The sequence below is a fragment of the Ruegeria sp. AF5 genome, from assembly GCF_056541905.1.
In genome coordinates this window covers 73,595-90,616 of record NZ_JBQFYZ010000006.1, presented here as the reverse complement: position 1 = coordinate 90,616, position 17,022 = coordinate 73,595, and the positions used below count along the sequence as shown (strand labels likewise).

Annotated in this window: 23 protein-coding genes; 9 read left to right on the top strand and 14 right to left on the bottom strand. The window is 57.0% G+C overall.

The window, feature by feature from the left end; all coding sequences use genetic code 11:
- Window positions 1-122: 122 nt before the first annotated feature.
- Window positions 123-722: a L,D-transpeptidase gene (locus ACR0DS_RS11020; RefSeq protein WP_267363097.1), complete on the bottom strand. Its 600-nt coding sequence runs from the start codon at window positions 720-722 to the stop codon at window positions 123-125.
- Window positions 723-891: 169 nt separating this feature from the next.
- Here ACR0DS_RS11020 and dalA point away from each other — a divergent pair, with 169 nt between their 5' ends.
- Complete coding sequence (gene dalA, locus ACR0DS_RS11015; RefSeq protein WP_267363096.1) at window positions 892-1,407, top strand: divisome-associated lipoprotein DalA; 516 nt, start codon at window positions 892-894, stop codon at window positions 1,405-1,407.
- Between the two features lie 54 nt (window positions 1,408-1,461).
- Here dalA and ACR0DS_RS11010 read toward each other — a convergent pair whose 3' ends face one another.
- From ACR0DS_RS11010 to ACR0DS_RS10980, 7 genes are all read right to left on the bottom strand, one after another.
- Window positions 1,462-1,926, bottom strand: a complete 465-nt coding sequence (locus ACR0DS_RS11010; RefSeq protein ID WP_267363095.1) for a PTS sugar transporter subunit IIA — start codon at window positions 1,924-1,926, stop codon at window positions 1,462-1,464.
- Between the two features lie 57 nt (window positions 1,927-1,983).
- Window positions 1,984-2,547 (bottom strand): ribosome hibernation-promoting factor, HPF/YfiA family, encoded by a 564-nt coding sequence (gene hpf, locus ACR0DS_RS11005; protein ID WP_480483926.1) that lies wholly within the window; start codon window positions 2,545-2,547, stop codon window positions 1,984-1,986.
- 252 nt (window positions 2,548-2,799) lie between these two features.
- Complete coding sequence (gene lptB, locus ACR0DS_RS11000; protein ID WP_480474775.1) at window positions 2,800-3,558, bottom strand: LPS export ABC transporter ATP-binding protein; 759 nt, start codon at window positions 3,556-3,558, stop codon at window positions 2,800-2,802.
- On the bottom strand, window positions 3,558-4,049 hold the full coding sequence (locus ACR0DS_RS10995) for an LptA/OstA family protein (protein WP_480483925.1): 492 nt from the start codon (window positions 4,047-4,049) through the stop codon (window positions 3,558-3,560). Before ACR0DS_RS10995 ends, lptB begins: the two co-directional genes overlap by 1 nt.
- Before the next feature lie 3 nt (window positions 4,050-4,052).
- On the bottom strand, window positions 4,053-4,652 hold the full coding sequence (gene lptC / locus ACR0DS_RS10990; RefSeq protein WP_267363092.1) for an LPS export ABC transporter periplasmic protein LptC: 600 nt from the start codon (window positions 4,650-4,652) through the stop codon (window positions 4,053-4,055).
- Between the two features lie 11 nt (window positions 4,653-4,663).
- Window positions 4,664-5,632 (bottom strand): KpsF/GutQ family sugar-phosphate isomerase, encoded by a 969-nt coding sequence (locus ACR0DS_RS10985; RefSeq protein WP_480559429.1) that lies wholly within the window; start codon window positions 5,630-5,632, stop codon window positions 4,664-4,666.
- Window positions 5,629-6,243 (bottom strand): ribonuclease D, encoded by a 615-nt coding sequence (locus tag ACR0DS_RS10980; RefSeq protein ID WP_480507203.1) that lies wholly within the window; start codon window positions 6,241-6,243, stop codon window positions 5,629-5,631. Before ACR0DS_RS10980 ends, ACR0DS_RS10985 begins: the two co-directional genes overlap by 4 nt.
- Before the next feature lie 133 nt (window positions 6,244-6,376).
- Between ACR0DS_RS10980 and ACR0DS_RS10975 the strand changes: the two genes are divergently transcribed.
- The 8 genes from ACR0DS_RS10975 to ACR0DS_RS10940 all read left to right on the top strand — a co-directional run bounded on the left by ACR0DS_RS10975 (window position 6,377) and on the right by ACR0DS_RS10940 (window position 13,540).
- Window positions 6,377-6,634, top strand: coding sequence for a metal-sensing transcriptional repressor (locus tag ACR0DS_RS10975; RefSeq protein ID WP_209599209.1), 258 nt, complete (start codon window positions 6,377-6,379; stop codon window positions 6,632-6,634).
- Window positions 6,635-6,637: 3 nt separating this feature from the next.
- Window positions 6,638-7,957, top strand: coding sequence for an MFS transporter (locus tag ACR0DS_RS10970; protein WP_480559431.1), 1,320 nt, complete (start codon window positions 6,638-6,640; stop codon window positions 7,955-7,957).
- Window positions 7,958-8,008: 51 nt separating this feature from the next.
- On the top strand, window positions 8,009-8,437 hold the full coding sequence (locus ACR0DS_RS10965) for an Lrp/AsnC family transcriptional regulator (protein WP_480474766.1): 429 nt from the start codon (window positions 8,009-8,011) through the stop codon (window positions 8,435-8,437).
- Window positions 8,438-8,578: 141 nt separating this feature from the next.
- Window positions 8,579-9,208, top strand: a complete 630-nt coding sequence (locus tag ACR0DS_RS10960; RefSeq protein WP_480559433.1) for a transglycosylase SLT domain-containing protein — start codon at window positions 8,579-8,581, stop codon at window positions 9,206-9,208.
- Window positions 9,209-9,277: 69 nt separating this feature from the next.
- Complete coding sequence (gene flhA, locus ACR0DS_RS10955; RefSeq protein WP_480559514.1) at window positions 9,278-11,305, top strand: flagellar biosynthesis protein FlhA; 2,028 nt, start codon at window positions 9,278-9,280, stop codon at window positions 11,303-11,305.
- Window positions 11,302-12,075 carry a flagellar biosynthetic protein FliR gene (locus ACR0DS_RS10950; RefSeq protein WP_480559435.1) on the top strand — a complete coding sequence of 258 codons (774 nt, stop codon included), beginning with the start codon at window positions 11,302-11,304 and terminating at the stop codon, window positions 12,073-12,075. The genes flhA and ACR0DS_RS10950 overlap by 4 nt, the downstream gene beginning before the upstream one ends.
- Complete coding sequence (locus tag ACR0DS_RS10945; protein ID WP_480559437.1) at window positions 12,072-13,160, top strand: EscU/YscU/HrcU family type III secretion system export apparatus switch protein; 1,089 nt, start codon at window positions 12,072-12,074, stop codon at window positions 13,158-13,160. The genes ACR0DS_RS10950 and ACR0DS_RS10945 overlap by 4 nt, the downstream gene beginning before the upstream one ends.
- A complete protein-coding gene (locus tag ACR0DS_RS10940; protein WP_480483918.1) occupies window positions 13,157-13,540 on the top strand; it encodes a hypothetical protein in 384 nt (127 codons plus the stop codon). Before ACR0DS_RS10945 ends, ACR0DS_RS10940 begins: the two co-directional genes overlap by 4 nt.
- Before the next feature lie 34 nt (window positions 13,541-13,574).
- Here the strand turns inward: ACR0DS_RS10940 and ACR0DS_RS10935 are convergent, their stop codons facing one another.
- From ACR0DS_RS10935 to ACR0DS_RS10910, 6 genes are read right to left on the bottom strand one after another with little or no spacing between them, the layout of a single operon-like run.
- Window positions 13,575-14,075, bottom strand: a complete 501-nt coding sequence (locus tag ACR0DS_RS10935; protein WP_480559439.1) for a flagellar basal body-associated protein FliL — start codon at window positions 14,073-14,075, stop codon at window positions 13,575-13,577.
- A 9-nt stretch (window positions 14,076-14,084) separates the two neighbouring features.
- Window positions 14,085-14,816 (bottom strand): flagellar basal body L-ring protein FlgH, encoded by a 732-nt coding sequence (flgH, locus tag ACR0DS_RS10930; RefSeq protein ID WP_480559441.1) that lies wholly within the window; start codon window positions 14,814-14,816, stop codon window positions 14,085-14,087.
- On the bottom strand, window positions 14,816-15,232 hold the full coding sequence (gene flgA / locus ACR0DS_RS10925) for a flagellar basal body P-ring formation chaperone FlgA (protein WP_480483964.1): 417 nt from the start codon (window positions 15,230-15,232) through the stop codon (window positions 14,816-14,818). The genes flgH and flgA overlap by 1 nt, the downstream gene beginning before the upstream one ends.
- The gene (gene flgG, locus ACR0DS_RS10920; RefSeq protein ID WP_480483915.1) at window positions 15,232-16,017 is read right to left on the bottom strand and encodes a flagellar basal-body rod protein FlgG; all 786 of its coding nucleotides are present in this window, start codon (window positions 16,015-16,017) and stop codon (window positions 15,232-15,234) included. Before flgG ends, flgA begins: the two co-directional genes overlap by 1 nt.
- 21 nt (window positions 16,018-16,038) lie before the next feature.
- Window positions 16,039-16,749 (bottom strand): flagellar hook-basal body complex protein, encoded by a 711-nt coding sequence (locus tag ACR0DS_RS10915; protein WP_480483914.1) that lies wholly within the window; start codon window positions 16,747-16,749, stop codon window positions 16,039-16,041.
- The gene (locus ACR0DS_RS10910) at window positions 16,749-17,021 is read right to left on the bottom strand and encodes a flagellar biosynthetic protein FliQ (protein WP_480488141.1); all 273 of its coding nucleotides are present in this window, start codon (window positions 17,019-17,021) and stop codon (window positions 16,749-16,751) included. Before ACR0DS_RS10910 ends, ACR0DS_RS10915 begins: the two co-directional genes overlap by 1 nt.
- Window position 17,022 lies beyond the last annotated feature (1 nt).

The window sequence follows — 17,022 nt, the reverse complement described above, 5'->3', positions numbered from 1 at the left end:
GCACGGCTCCAATATCCAGAGCCGCACATCTAAGACTTACCTCGTAGTTTTTTCTAATCAGCATTAGAGCGGGAATGCAATTGCAACTTGACCGGTGAGCGGGTTCGTACACGAAAATGTCGTCAAATTAGCAACACTTGCGTGCCAACCTTCGCCATCGAAAACAGCTCGGCGATGTCTTCGTTGAAAAGGCCGATGCAGCCGTTCGAAGATCTGCGGCCGATTTTGCGTGTATCGTGCGTCCCGTGAATGCGATAATACTTCCAGCTCAGGTATAAAGCGTGTGTTCCCAATGGGTTATCAGGACCCGGAGGAATGTAGTCCGGCCATTCCGGATTTCTCTTCTTCATCGACGGCGTCGGAGACCAGCTTGGGCCTTCGACCTTGCGGATCACACTGGTGCGCCCGCGCCGGGTGAGTTCTTCGGTCAGCGGAACCGACGACGGGTACAATTTATAGACTGTTTGGTCATCCGACCAGTAATGCAGCGCTCTTGAGACGGTGTCGACCAATATGGCGCCATTTCTGGTGTTCGAGAAATACGGTTGCCAATCCAATGCCCGGAACCCGGATACGTTGCGGCGAACCGCCGGTTCGGTTTCGGGTGCAGGGCGCAGCGGGTCGCCCGGGATATATTGCGCCAGTGCCGGTGTAGCCAGAGTGGCGGTAGCCCCTGCCAGAAACCCCCTGCGGGTGGGCGAATGAATGCGCTTCTTGACCATGACGACGGGTCCTGTGTTTAGGTGAGGTCTGAAATCAGAGGCATTCTATTGCCAGAATGCTTCAGTCGCAAACCAAACCGGCAGAATCACGCAAGTTGTGGCCATTGCGCGTTTGCTCAGAACAAGCAGGCGCGCTATGCCCTGTTGAGATACAATAATCAGGTCGAACATGACGCGCATCGTTTCTTTACTGTTGATTTGCTTTGTCGCACTTGCGGCATGTACCAACACTGGCTCAACCACTCTGGGATCTGATGGTCGCCCATTGCCGACCGTGTACAAGATCCGCGGCAATCCGGAAAAGCTGCAGTTCCGCATGCTTGATTCGGTCAATGCTTTGCGTCAGGCTCAGGGGTTGCAGCCCGTACAGCTGAACGCGCAGCTGAACGCAGCGGCAGCGACACATTCGAAGGATATGTCGCGGCAGAACCGGCCCTGGCATTTTGGGTCAGACGGTTCATCACCAATCGACCGGGCAGCGCGTGTCGGCTATTTCGGAACGTTCCTTGGGGAAGCCATTTCCGAAACCTACGAGACCGAGACGGAAACACTTGCCGCATGGATGCAGGAACCTGGACCAAGGTCTGTCATCATGGACGCCAAAGCCACCCAAATGGGATTCGCCTGGCATCAGGAAGGCGGTGGTAAAATCTGGTGGACGCTGGAAATGGGAACCGGTGGTTGATCCGGTCAAATGAAAAGAAAAAAGCCCCCGGTTTTCGGGGGCTTTTTTTGTTAATCAGGCGGCTTGCATAGACTGCGCCTCAGTCAGGATCGCATAGAGCTTTACCGGATCAGGGTTCGCCCGGAGCTTGGTGCAAACCGAAGTATCCCGCAATGTGCGAGACACCAGCGCCAGAGCTTTGAGGTGATCAACACCCGCCTCTTCCGGTGCAAACAGCGCGAAGGCGATGTCCACAGGCTGGCGATCAACTGAACCGAAATCGATGGGCTTCTCAAGCATGACAAAAACACCTGAAACCGAATCAAGATCGGGCAGGCGCGCATGCGGCAGCGCCACACCATGGCCGACACCGGTCGGTCCAAGGCTTTCCCGCTCCAGCAGGAAATCAACTGCTTCCTGAGGATCGATGCCCAGCGTCGCCGCGGCGACGTCACCGATTTCCTGAAACAGCCGCTTCTTGCTGGAAGCCGCGGACAATACACGCACCGCTTCAGGCTTCAGTATGCTCGAAAGCTCCATGATCACGCTCCATGGCACGCACCCGCATCAGCGGGTGCAGCCCCGTATCCTTGCCTGTTACGGATCAATCCAGCCGATATTACCGTCTTCGCGACGATAAACGACATTCAATCCGTCCTTGTTTTCATTTCTGAACACCAGTACTGGCGCACCGGCAAGTTCCATTTGCATAACGGCCTCTCCAACGCTCAAAGATGGGATTTTTGTTTCCATCTCAGCCACAATCATTGGCTGAAGCGATTCGGGTTCTTCGACCGACTCCGATTCATTAGAAGCGAGGATATAAGAGGACGCCCCAAAGAGTTCAACCGGTTCGGCCCGATCCTTGTGGTGGTCCTTCAGGCGGCGCTTGTAACGACGCAACTGTTTTTCCATTTTATCACAGCATGCCTCAAATGCCGCGTAGATCTCGGTTGCATGGGCCTTGGCCTGCGCCGTCAGGCCAGTGGACAGGTGCACCGTTGTTTCGCATACATATTCATGCGCCGAACGGGAAAAGACGACGTTGGCATCCGTAGGCCGCTGCGCATACTTGCCCACGACCTCATTCAGTTCGGTCTGCACGTGTGTCTGCAACGCCGCACCGATGTCGATCTGTTTTCCGCTGATTTGGTAACGCATGTGATCTCCTTCACAATTCACACCCATTCTGACGCCGCGAAACGCGGCGAGCTTGTTTTTATCGGGTGGGGGGTAGAGACATTTTCCGCGGTTGCCTTGTTTCCAGCCCTTCGAAGAAGGGACATCGAGATCCAGACTGGAACCGGGTAAATGCCATAAGCCAATTGAGGCAAGAGACGAGGGAAGAGTCAATCAAAACAGATGTGTATATACGCGATTTCCGCCATGCAATTGGCACAACTCCGCGCAAGGTTATGAAATGCGGAAATTCTCGCCCAGATAGACGCGGCGCACATTCTCGTTTTCGACAACCTCATCAGGTGTGCCGGACATCAAAACCTGACCGTCATGCAGGATATAGGCCCGGTCGACAATTTCCAGCGTTTCCCGGACGTTGTGATCGGTGATCAGCACACCAATACCGCGTTTTTTCAAATCCGCGACCAGATGGCGAATATCCCCAACACTGATCGGGTCAACGCCTGCAAACGGTTCATCCAGCAGCAGGTATTTGGGGTCTGCGGCCAAACAGCGCGCGATCTCAACACGGCGGCGCTCGCCGCCTGACAACGCCAGAGCCGGGGCCCGGCGCAAGTGTTCGATCGAGAAGTCAGACAACAGCTCTTCCAAACGCTCTTTGCGCTTATGCGCATGAGAGACCGTGATATCCAGAACGGCAGCAATGTTGTCCTCGACGCTCATGCCGCGAAAGATCGACATCTCCTGCGGCAAATAGCCGATCCCCATCCGTGCCCGCCGGTACATCGGCAACGTAGTCACATTCTGGCCGTCTATCGTGACTTTTCCCGCCTCTGGGAACACAAGGCCCGCAACTGAATAGAACGTTGTGGTTTTACCAGACCCGTTCGGCCCCAGCAGCGCCACCACTTCGGACCGGCCCAACGTCATCGAAACATCGCGGATCACCGTCTTTTTTTTGTAGGACTTCCGCAGCTTCTCGATGCGCAGCCCGGAACTGCCCTCGGTCAGTTTCAGGTCGGGACGCGCCATCAGTTGTTTCCCTGCTGCAAGATCGTTTTGACCCGCCCGGTCATTGTCGCAGTGCCCGATGTCAGGTTGGCGTTCATCTGATCGCCACTGATGATGCTGGGGCCCTGTGTCAGCAGGACATTGCCCTTCATGACAATCTCACCCGAGCCGATCTTGTATTCAGCCCAGTCGCCTTCCGCTGCATCCGGCGGGCTGACCAGAACCACATTCTCGGTCGCCTCCATTCGCTCGATCGCCGAGCGTTCCTGATTGTAGATAACCAGCACGCGTTCGGCTGTCAGGCGCATTTCACCCTGTACGACGATGACATTCCCGATGAACTCGGCCGATCCGTCCTCTTGATTGACGTTCAGGGTTTCCGATGTCACCTCGACCGGCAGGCTCGGATCGGCATTCGCGGACCCAAAAGCCACCTGCGCCTCTTGCGCAGTCACGGGCGCGGCGCCCGCGATCAAGGCGAGGCACAAAGGAACAAATCGAAAATCGAACACAAGTTATCTTTCTGCTTTTTCAGGCTCGTATACCAGCTTCACACCATCTGTAAAAACAATATGGACCGGCCCGTCCGTTTTTTCAGTGCCAAAGGTCATACGCCCCGCGGAAAAGTTACCGATCGGACCGGTTCCGTTCACCTGCCCCGGCGTATCGCCCCGGACTTCGTCCAACGAGGTATTGAGCAGATCCGTCGTAACCTTGAGCCCATCCGCCGTGGTGATGACCACGTCACCAACAAAGGTAGCTGTTCCACTATCCGGACGGATCAGGCCGGAATTCGAATCCAGCGTAATTGTGCCGCCATTGAGCAGCCCAAATCGGCCGCGAAACTCGGACGCGGTCGGAACCGACGCCTCGGTGCCCTGCGTGGCTTGCACCGCCTCGATATGCACGGTCTCTCCCTTGCGGGTCGTTCCGCGGTAATCCGGCCGCGTTACCACCTGTTGTGCCAGTCTCTCATCAATGTCTTTCTGCGCGAAAGGCACGGAAACGTTTGTTTCGATGCTGCGGGACAGCAGGAATACCGTGGACAACATCACAATAGCCGCAAGCGGCAACAGCACCTTCAGGAACTGCACCATGCGGGAATATCTGTCCACTTCAGCCTCCCTCAGCCCAGACCGACGCGCAGGCAATCGTGGATGTGAAGCAGCCCCAAAGCCTGACCTGATGTCGCCTCGTCAACCACGAAGAGCGAGGTGATCTTACGGTCATTCATGATTGCTACCGCTTCTTCCGCCAACGCACCCGGGGATATGGTTGTGGGGTTGGGGGTCATGACCTGCTCGGTCGTTTTGTTCAGCAGCCCATCCATGTGGCGCCGCAAGTCACCGTCTGTAATGATCCCTGCCAATTGACCCTGCGGGTCTGTTACGCCAGCAACACCAAACCCCTTCTGGCTGATTTCGATCAGCGCATCGCTCATCGGAGTATGTGCCGCAACCAGAGGCAGGGCCTCTCCGACATGCATCAGATCCTGTACTGTGCTCAGCCGAGCGCCCAGTTTGCCACCGGGATGGAAGGCACGGAAATCCTCGGGCCGGAAATCGCGGTATTTCATGAGGGCAATCGCCAGTGCATCCCCCATGGCAAGGGTCAGCGTTGTGGAGATCGTCGGCACCATACCAAAACCGCAGGCCTCGCCCATCGACGGGATCAGAAGATGTACGTCGGCCTGTTTCATCAATGTGCTGTCAGGTTTGCTGGACAATCCAATCAGCGGAATGCCAAAGCGGCGCGTAAAGGCCAGCAGATTGGCAAGTTCCGGTGCCTCGCCCGAATTCGAAATCGCCAGAACCACATCACCCTTGGAGACCATGCCAAGATCACCATGGCTGGCCTCGGCCGGATGCACGAAATAGGCAGGCGTTCCGGTGCTGGCCAGCGTGGCCGCAATCTTGTGACCTATGTGGCCTGACTTGCCGATGCCGCTGATTATGATGCGCCCGGTGGCCTGAAGGATCAGCTGCACGGCTTCAGCAAAATGCGCGTCCAGACTGTCGGCAAGTACGTCCAGCGCGCGGGCTTCGTCAGTCACCACCTGACGGGCGGTTTTCAGGAATGCTTCGGTATCGGTCATGAGTGCGCAAAGATATCCGTTTCGGGCCAACCGGCGAGGTCCAGTTTCGCACGCATCGGCAGGAAGTCAAAACAGGCCTGCGCCATTTCAGCCCGGTCCTCGCGAGCCAGCCGGATGTTTAGCGCATCGCGCAGCTGATGCAGATAGAGAACGTCTGACGCAGCATAATCCAATTGAGCGTCCGTAAGTGAGACTGCGCCCCAGTCGCTCATCTGTTGCTGTTTGGAAATATCGACACCGATGAGTTCCTGACACAGGTTCTTGAGCCCGTGCCGGTCGGTATAGGTCCGCACCAGGCGGCTGGCGATCTTGGTGCAATAGACCGGCGCGGCCAGAGCGCCAAATGTATGGTACATGGCGGCGATGTCGAAGCGCCCGAAATGAAACAGCTTCAGAACGTCAGGGTTTTCCAGCATGGCGCACAGGTTCGGCGCCTCAGCCTGGCCTTTTTCCACCTGCACAATATGGCTGTTGCCGTCTCCACCCGACATCTGAATCACGCACAAGCGGTCACGATGCGGGTTCAGGCCCATGGTTTCACAGTCAATGGCCACAACAGGGCCCAGATCTAACCCGTCCGGCAGGTCGTTTTTGTACAAATGGTTCGCCACCCGACTATTCCTTTGTGCGGTATCGCCTCCGAGATAGGCGGTTTGGTCCATAAACTCAACGCCGTCCAAAAGTCACGGGCAAATCCCCGCACCAGGATTGACAATATCCCCATGGGGGGGATAGGGATAAACCATGACAATTGTACCCCGCGAGTCGCATCCGCATATCACGGCAAGGCTGAAACGGGCCCACGGGCATCTGGCAAAGGTCATTGCCATGCTTGAAGGTCAGGCCCCCTGTTCAGACATTGCCCAACAGCTGTTTGCCGTTGAAAAAGCGGTTACCAATGCCAAGCGCGCCTTGATCCATGATCACATCGACCATTGCCTGTCTTCTGATGGCGATAGCGGCGGGATCGAGGATTTCAAAGCCATCACGAAATACCTCTGAACGATGCTGAGCATTCTAAAAAACCGGACCTACCGCCACCTGTTTGCCGCCCAGATCGTCGCCCTGACCGGAACCGGACTGGCCACAGTCGCGCTGGGGCTGCTGGCCTTTGATCTGGCCGGAGACGCTGCTGGCCTTGTGCTGGGCACCGCACTGACGATCAAGATGGTGGCCTATGTCACCGTGGCCCCACTGGCGGCAGCTTTTGCCGAACGGCTGGACCGTCGGAAGATGCTGGTTTTTCTGGACCTGATCCGCGCCGCAGTCGCCGTATGCCTGCCTTTCGTGACCGAGGTCTGGCAAATCTATGTGCTGATCTTCTTACTCCAATCCGCCTCGGCTGGCTTTACGCCTGCCTTTCAGGCAACGATCCCGGACGCCTTGCCGAACGAAAACGAGTATACCCGCGCTTTGTCACTGTCACGTCTTGCCTACGACATGGAAAGCCTGCTGAGCCCGATGTTTGCCGCGGCACTTCTGTTGCTGGTCAGCTTCAACAGCCTGTTCTGGGGCACAGCGCTGGGGTTTGTTGCCTCGGCATTGCTGGTAGTCTCGGTCGTCCTGCCCTCGCCCAAGCCCAGCAAACCACGCGGGATTTATGACCGCACGACACGCGGAATTCGCATCTATCTGAAAACCCCCCGGCTGCGCGGGCTGCTTGCGCTTAACTGGAGCGCCGCGGCGCTGAGTTCGATGGTGATCGTCAACACAGTGGTCATCGTGCGGGCCACCCTTGGCCTGTCAGAAAGCGCCGTGGCCATTGCACTGGCCGGATTTGGGGGTGGGTCGATGCTGGCGGCGTTCACTCTGCCCCGCGTGCTGGATCGGATCGAGGATCGCAAGGTTATGCTGTTCGGAGCTATTCTTGCGTCGGGCGCTATGGCCGTCGCCTCGGTTCTGACCGCGACGATCCCACTTACGCTGAGTGTCCTTGCCGTTTTTTGGGCCTTTACCGGCTTTGGGTATTCTACAACCCTTACGCCTTCGGGTCGTTTGTTGACCCGTTCGGCCCATCCCGAAGACCGCCCAGCTGTCTTTGCCGCACAGTTTACTCTGTCACACGGTTGCTGGTTGGTGCTGTATCCGCTGGCTGGGTGGATAATGACCGTTTATGGGCCGACTGTCGCGCTCTGCAGTATGTCTATTCTGTCCATGGCAGGCGTAATTGTGGCAGTCAGCCTTTGGCCGCGTGACGATCAGGAACCGGTTGTTCACAATCACCCCGATCTACCAGCAGATCATCCGCATCTGGCCGGGGCGGGCCCGCACGCGCACCCGATCATTATCGACGACCTGCACCCACGCATGCCGCGTGAGCCTTGAGAAAGGGCGCCAATCTGATCTAAACCCGGACTTGCGCAAACCGGAGCCCCAATGGACCAGCTAGACCGCCGTATCATCGCCGCCCTGCAAGCCAATGCGCGTGCCTCGACCACGCAGATCGCGGCATCGCTGGGTGTGGCCCGCACGACCGTGCATGAACGGATCAGTCGTCTGGAACATCGCGGCGTAATCACGGGATACACCGTGCGCCTTGGGTCCACGGAAGACACGCCCAAAGTGCAGGTCATCGTCATGCTGGAAGTGCAGCAGAAGGAAACCAACCGGATCCTTAAACGGCTCGAGGCTTATCCCGAGGTCAAACTGTGCCTGTCGATCAATGGCGAATTCGATCTGATGCTGACCGCAGATGCCCCGAGGCTGGAGGATCTGGACATTCTGGTGGACGATCTGGCGAAGATCCCCGGCGTCCTGCGCACCAATACAAGCGTTGTTTTCGGGCGCAGGATCGACCGAAACTGAGGCTGCGATAACCCTCTGTAAACCGATCAGTGTCTAGCTTGGACGGGAACACCAGAATCCCGGACCGGCAGAATGCCAATTCACAGAATACCGATTGCTTTCATAATACTGCATGTGCTTTTGGCGCAGACGGGTTCCGCCATGCACGCATCACAAACAGGCGGGCTTTGTGATCAGGCCGCGCGCCGTGCGGCACTGTCCGAAGATGTTCCGTTGGACGTGTTGCGCGCCATAACCCGCGTCGAAACCGGTCGACAGATAGACGGGCAGTTGCAGCCCTGGCCTTGGGCGATAAATGCCGAAGGTCACGGGTATTGGTTCAAGTCCGAGGCCGAGGCCAAGGCCTATGTTTTCAAAATTTTCAAAGCGGGCTCTCGCAGCTTTGACGTCGGGTGTTTCCAGGTCAATTATCGCTGGCATGGCAAGGCCTTCCGCTCGATCGATGCGATGTTCGATCCGGATGCGAACGCAACCTACGCCGCCCGCTTCCTGAAAGACCTTTATTTCGAGCTTGGTTCGTGGCCTGCTGCGGCCGGGGCGTATCATTCCCGCACGAATGCTCTGGCCGAGGCTTATCGTGGTCGGTTCCAGACAGTGATGGCCCAGTTGGATAACCCGCCCTCACAGGGGTTTTCTGGTATGTCACGCAATCCGTTCACAAGAGCCGGAGCGCCCTTGATTCCGATGCTAGTGGCCACACCCGCCACCACTGCCCTGGGCTCTCTGGTGCCGACCAACGGCACAGTTACTGCCTTCATCCCTTTCAATTAGGAAACCTGCGTGCCCCAGTTTGACATCCGGTCCCTGTTTTCACCCACTGTCCTGTTGGCGCTGGCGCTGATGACCGTCATCGTCATGATGATCCTGCCCATGCCCGCCGGGGTGCTGGACGTTGGGCTAGCCGCCTCTTTCGCGCTGGCCATCCTGATTTTCACTCTGACGCTGTTCATCGAACGTCCACTGGATTTCTCGTCCTTCCCAACGATCCTGCTGGCATCGCTGATGCTGCGCCTGTCGCTGAACGTCTCTTCGACCAAACTGATCATCGGTCAAGGGCATACCGGACCCAACGCAGCGGGTGACGTAATTGAAGGGTTCGCCAATTTCGTCATGGGCGGCAGCATCTTTCTGGGCCTTGTGGTTTTTGGCGTGCTTCTGATCGTGAACTTCATGGTCATCACCAAAGGGGCCGCCCGTATGGCCGAGGTCGGCGCGCGCTTTGCCTTGGACGGGATGCCGGGCAAGCAGCTTGCCATCGACAGCGACATGTCAGCCGGGGCCATCGACCATCAGCAAGCCAAGGAACGGCGGGAACGCGAACAGCAGGAAACGACATTCTTCGGCTCGCTCGACGGTGCGTCGAAATTTGTCAAAGGTGATGCCGTTGCTGGCCTTCTGATCACTCTTTTGAACCTTGTTATGGGTTTGGTCATGGGGGTGATCGTGCACGGAATGCCGGTGGCTTCGGCGTTCGAGACTTATGCAATCCTGACCGTCGGTGATGGTCTGGTCTCGCAGATCCCCGCGGTTATCATCTCGATTGCCTCTGCATTGCTGCTGGCGCGCGGCGGAACACAGGGTGCCACCGACAATGCCATTTTCTCCCAACTTGGGCGTCATCCGGCTGCGCTGTCTACCGTGGCGGTTCTTATGGTCCTGTTTGCGCTGGTGCCCGGCCTGCCTTTCCTGCCGTTCATCCTCGGTGCAGCTGTACTTGGTTATGCGGCCTACAGAATTCGGAAAAAGCAGAAAGAAACAGATCCGTCATTGCATTCGCAGGCGACCGAAACCGAGGTGTCGGTCTCGCAGGCTATTGGTGATATTCTGGATCTGGATGACGTGCACCTTGAATTCGCACCCGATCTGGTAAGTCTGGTGTTGAATCCCGGAACCGGGTTGGATGCCCGCATCGCCAATATGCGCAACTACGTGGCGTCTACCTTCGGATTGATCCTGCCCGAAATTCGCCTGACTGATCGAGCCGACCTGCCAACCGGAACCTACGTGATCAAGGTTCAGGGGGTCGAACAGGCGCGCGGCGTTCTGAACCCCGATCTGGTTCTGGCTCTGGTTCAGGACGGGTTCGATCTGTTGCCCGAAGGCAATGACGTGACCGAGCCGGTTTACGGCGCGCCTGCCCGCTGGATCCTGCCCAAACATCAGGAGGACGCAGCGTTGAACGGGGCCACTATCGTCTCACCGCCCGAGATCCTGGCCACGCATCTGCTAGAGATTATCAAGCAGAACTTCTCGCGCTTGCTGACGTTGAAATCCCTGCGCCGCCTGCTGACCGAAATGACCCGCCTGAGCGACCCAGTTCGGGCTGAGGCAAACCGCAAGTTGCTGGATGAATTGATCCCCGACAAAGTGCCAATGGACACATTGCACGCCGTTCTGCGACTGCTTCTGGAGGAACGGGTTTCGATCCGGAACATGGCCCTGATCCTTGAAAGCGTTGCCGAAGCACGGCTGACAACCACCCAGCCTGAGGGCATCTGCGAATTGGTGCGCCAGCGTCTCGGATTTCAACTGGTCGCCGATATGAAGCGTGAGGATGGCTCGATCCCGCTGATCCAACTGGCCCCCGAATGGGAGGAAACGTTCACCACCTATCAGGTCGACGCGCCCAGCGCCGGACTGGATGTCGCACTGCCGCCGAACCTGTTTAACAAGCTGGCCGACGGCATGGTCAGCAGTATCGCCAGATCGGCTGATAACGGTCTGTTTCCTGCTGTCGTGACCTCGACCCGGCGACGCCGGTTGTTGCGTACGATCATGCATGCGCGCGGCGTTCCAAACCCGGTCCTTTCTTTTGAGGAAATCGGGTTGGAAGCCAAACCCGCGCTGGTAGGAACTGTTCCCGCGTGATCGCTCTGCCGCCAGAATTGTTGACGCAGCTGGCCGAACCGCTCTGGCAGGCCTTCGCGGTTTTTCTGCGCGTCTCTGCTTTGGTTTCGCTGCTGCCTGCTTTCGGCGAGCGCAGCATTCCAACACGGATGAAACTGGGGATATCCGTCGCCTTTACCCTGATCATTTTTCCGGCAACCCAACCTTTGGACCTGTCTCTCAACCTGTGGACGCTGGGGCGGTTGGTTGGGACAGAAATCCTGATTGGGCTGGCGCTTGGAACCGGGCTGCGGCTGTTTGTTTTGGCGCTGCAAACCGCCGGATCCATTGCCGCGCAATCCACGTCATTGTCGCAATTGCTGGGTGCGGCGGCCACTGATCCTGTTCCGGCAATGGGATACCTGCTAACGATCGCGGGACTAACGCTTGCCGTCATCATGGGCTTGCACGTACGGGCCGCGCAATTCCTGATCCAGAGTTATGCCCTATTCCCCATAGGGTTGGTGCCAAGCTCGGCAGATTTGTCCCATTGGGGTGTGCGACAAATCTCACGCAGCTTTGGGTTGGCCTTCTCACTGGCAACGCCATTCGTCATCGCCTCGTTGATCTACAATCTTGCACTTGGGGTTATCAACCGGGCCATGCCGCAATTGATGGTCGCCTTCGTGGGCGCGCCAGCAATAACATTTGCCGGGCTGTTTCTGCTGTTTACGGGCGCACCATTGATCCTCTCTGTTTGGTCTGACGCGCTGATTGCCTTCTTCATGAACCCGATCGGAGGCCAGCGATGAGCGGTGCCGATGACGACAGCGACAAGTCATACGAGCCGACGCCGCAAAAGCTCCAGAAAGCCCGTGAAAAGGGTGAAGTTCCCAAGTCCAACGACTTGTCGGTTGTTGCGGCATATACCGGACTGCTGATCGCATTGTTGGCGGCAGGGCAGTACGCCGTCGCGCAATTGGGAACTCTGTTCATGGTCCTGATCGACCAATCCGACCAGATCGCGAACCTTCTGAAAATGGGACCTGCGACAGCGACGGTTGCCGGAATTCTGAGTGGCGCGGTGACACCCATTGCCGTGCTTTTCTGCCTGCCCGCGGTGGCCGTTCTGCTAAACCTGATTGCCCAACGCACGCTGGTGTTCGCCCCCAGCAAACTGAATCCAAAGCTTTCGCGGATTTCCCTTGTTTCGAATGCCAAAAACAAGTTCGGGCGCGGTGGCTTGTTCGAGTTCGCCAAGAGCGCAACCAAACTGGCGATTTACAGCCTGTGCCTCGCACTTTTCATCAAGTCGAATCTGGCCGAAATTCTGTCTGCCAGCGCGGCCCCGGCAAAGTCATCCATACTGCTGATGATGAACCTGTTGTTTCGCTTCCTGTTCATTGTGGTTGCCATCGCACTCGGCATTGGCGTTATCGACTTTCTGTGGCAATACGCCGAGCACATGCGCAAGAACCGCATGTCGCGCAAAGAGATCCAGGATGAAACTAAGGACGCCGAAGGCGACCCCTATGTAAAGCAACACCGCCGTCAACGTGCACAGGAGATCGCCTCGAGCCAGATGATGGCAGATGTTCCGGGCGCGGATGTTGTTATCGTAAACCCCACCCATTTTGCCGTTGCACTGAAGTGGTCCAGGGCTACTGGCAGCGCACCTGTTTGTGTCGCCAAAGGTGTGGATGCAGTAGCCGCTTCCATCCGTTCCGCTGCGGCTCAGGCTGGCGTTCCGATCCGCTCGGATCCTCCGACGGCGCGCGCGCTTCACGCAACTGTCGACATCGGGCAGGAGATCGCCGAAGAACATTTCCGCCCCGTTGCCGCTGCAATCAGGTTCGCCGAAGCGATGCGGAAACGTGCAAAGGAGCAGATCCGATGAAGGACACTCAGTTAAGCGGGCTGGACAAAATAGCCGACGTCGCTTTCCAGAAGCAATTTCAGACACTCCGCCCAATCCTCGAGGCCGAGGCCAGAATTCAGAACCAATTGGCGAAACTGGATCATCAGCTTGACCAGGTGCGCAAAGCCAGCGGTTGGACAGAAGGATATCAGATATCCGGGGCCGACATTCTTTGGAATGGCTGGGAATCTGCCACGCGCCGCGCGTTGAACATGCGACTTGCCCAAACGCGCGCTCAGAAACTGGCCGGTCTGGAGGCGCTCAGAATTGCATTTGGCCGCAAACAAGCCGTCGCAACCCTGCGGGAGCAGCAGCTAAAAAGCCATCGGCAGGCCGTTGCTCGAAAGCAAACCCGTTAATGCTGACCGGATCCGTGCCGTGAAGCGACCTTCGTCAGGTATCTTGACGGTTCACGCTCATGATCAGCACTTTTGAAACATCTTCACCCAGCTCTTTTTTCGCCACTTCCAACAAGGACTTACGCAAGACATCCAGATTCCGGGATTCTGTGAACGTCCCATCAAATCCCCCGGTATTTGCGTGATCAAACAGAACCTGAAGAAAGCCATCCCGCAGCTTTGGTTCGATGGAATAAAAAGTTTCTTCAATTGCTGTGTTCGCCTCAAGGCTGAGGGACAAAGTGACCATCGCTTCGATTTCGTCATCCCCAACCACCGGAACGACAAAATGCTTGGTCAACTTTAGATACCCATAGGCTGGCTTTTTTTCCTTGGACTTTTCAGACTTCTCGTGACCGGCCTTCTCTTCTTTTGCCACTTCTTTTTCGGCGGCTGTTTTGTCGGACTTGCCCGAAGGTGACAGAAACAGCCCGGCACCGACACCCGCACCCAGGCCGACAATTAGGAGAACGACTGGAACCAGTTTTGCAATCACGGCCGCACCTCAGAATGGCAAGAGTGAATCAAGAACTTGCTGGCCGTATCGGGGTTGCTGGACATTTGTAATCTGACCTCTTCCACCATAAGACACCCGCGCCGAGGCGATCTTGTCGTAGGTGACTTCGTTTTGTCGCGAGATATCCTGAGGGCGGACATACCCGGCCACCAAAAGCTCGCGCAGTTCAAAATTGACCCGCAACTCCTGCGAGCCGGAAATCGAAAGAACCCCGTTCGGCAGAACATCCAGAACCGTCGCAGCGACACGCAGGGTTAGTTTCTCGTTTCGCCTCACAGATCCCCGCCCAGAACTTGAGGAATCCGCTTCGATGGACACGGCTTCATCCAGCGATGCCCCGTCAGGTAAGTGTTTTTGCACGCGCTGGGGCAAACCAAAGAGGCCAGGAACCTCAAGGTTTTCCGAGCCTGATCTGGACCGTCTGGTGTTGTTTGATATCTCAGCTTTTTCATCCAACTCGATGACAACTGTTAGTATGTCACCTTTCTTGATCGCCCGCTGGTCGCCCAGCAAGGATTGCTGCCCTCCGCTCCAAAGAGATGAGCGATCAACGGTGCGTTGTGGTTGCGTGTGCAAGGGCAGACCCGGCCACAGCATGGCAACCTGCTCGGGAGATTCTTCGTTTGGTGTAAAGCTCGGGGGCTTGCCAAGATGATCCAGACGACCACACGCGGCCAAAGACAAAGCTATGAGAAGGAGAGTTTTCGACAGTCCGGTCATTACTTAACCTCGACTTGGCCATCCGCGCGGATTTGGCCGGTTACAGTTGTTCTGGACGACAGGTTCATGACCCGGATGCGATCCCCAGCAGCGCCACGCCCCAAGGCGCGGCCTTCCGCGGTTATCGACAAGGCTTGGCGGTCGAATATCAGGACGACCAGATCGTTGCGGTCAACGATGGCGGGGGGGCCTACATCAACTTCTCGGACCGGCCTGCCGGGATACAGTGCCACCCGCGCCTCTTGCCCGATCAGAAAATCAGGGTCAGTCACCGCGCCTAAGACATCCGTCGGGCTTGTTTTCAAGTCAGTTGCAGAAATGATTTCCTTGGCCCGGATCGTGCGGGTTGGAACCACAATGTCAGCCTGTGCTGTTATTGGAGCCAGTAGTGCCAAACATATGCCGATCCCTCGCATCATCGCACCTGCGTTGTCGCGCTCATCATTTGATCCACAGCCGAGATGACTTTGGCATTCATCTCATAGCCGCGCTGCGCCTCGATAAGTTCGGTTACCTCGCGCACTGCATCGACCGAGCTGTCTTCCAGATAACCCTGCCGCAATGTGCCCAGCCCATCACTTCCCGGAGTTCCCAGCACCGGGGCACCCGACGCCTCGGTCTCCTTGAACAGATTGCTGCCAATGGCTTCCAGCCCCTTGGCGTTCGAAAAGCTGGCAAGGACAAACTCACCCAGCAACTGCCCCTCGGGAGAGTCGTCGAAATAAGCATAGACCTCACCCGCGGCATTGATCGAAATTGACCGTGCGTCGTCGGGAACGGTGAGTTCCGGCGAAACCGCATAACCATCGGAGGTTACAATCAGACCCTCTGCCGACCGCTTGAGGCTGCCGTCACGCGTATACGCCGACTGACCGCTGGGCAGCGTGACTTCCAGATATCCGCGCCCCTCGATCGCCACGTCCAGATCACTGCCGGTGGCTGACAAAGCACCTTGTTCCAGTTGCACGGTAACAGCTGCGGGCCGCACGCCCAGACCAAGTTGAATACCCGTCGGCAATACTGTTCCGTCCGAGGCGTTTACGGTTCCGGCGCGCGCCATCTGTTGATAATGCAAATCGGCAAATTCGGCCCGGCGGGCGTTGTAGCCGGTGGTGTTCATGTTTGCCAGGTTGTTCGAAATCGTTTCGACCCGCATCTGTTGCGCGGTCATTCCGGTGGCGGCAATTTTCAGGGCTCTCATGTCAAACTCTCCTTTTACCGTTCAGCGCATCAGCGCCTTGAGCGCCCCGCGCACGCGTTCGTCTTCGCTGTCAAGAAAGCTTTGTCCCAGCTCATAGGCGCGCTGGATTTCCACCAAGCGGGTCACCTGCTGCATAGCGTTGACGTTCGAACCTTCGAGAAAGCGATGCAAAACAACGGGTTCATCAACCGGGTCTATCGCACCATTGGCACGAAACCGCGTATTTCCTTCGCGGACCAGCTCCTGCGGATCAGCGACATTGAAAACGCCCAACTGGCCCAGAAACTGGCCGTTGACACTCAACGTCCCATCACTGCCGACATCAATCGAAGCTGCATCGGGCGGGATAAAGACCGGGGCACCGTTGGCATCCAGAACACGCGCACCATCCATCGCAACCAGATCGCCTTCGGCATTTGGCGAGAAACTGCCCGCACGCGTCAGCCGGTTGCCATCCGGGGTTTCAACCATGAAAAACCCGTCCCCTTCGATGGCGAAATCAAACTGCCCTCCGGTTTTCGTAAGCACACCTTGTTGCAACGATGTGTTGCGCGCCTCGGCCCGGCTCATGGAGAGGGACGGATTGTTCGGAATGTCCCGCACGTATTCCGAAAACACCAGCCCCTGCTGGCGATATCCGGTCGTGTTGGCATTTGCGATGTTATTCGCCACCAGTCGCATTTCATTCATTAGCCCGGACTGGCGGGACAGGGTGACGTAAGCCGTGTCCATCAGCGGCCTCCTGCAATCAAGGGAACAAGCGTTCCGGTAAAAAACGTAACAAGGGTCTGAGTCATGAACCCCATCGAAATCCAGAACACGATGACAATGGCGATCAATTTGGGAACGAAGGTCAGGGTCATCTCTTGTATCGAGGTCAGCGCCTGGAACAGACCGACAATCAGGCCAGAAACCAGAGCCACGGCAAGGATCGGGACGGATGTAATGACCGCAACCCACAACGCCTGACGAACGATGTCATAAAAAAGCCCTTCGCTGAGCATC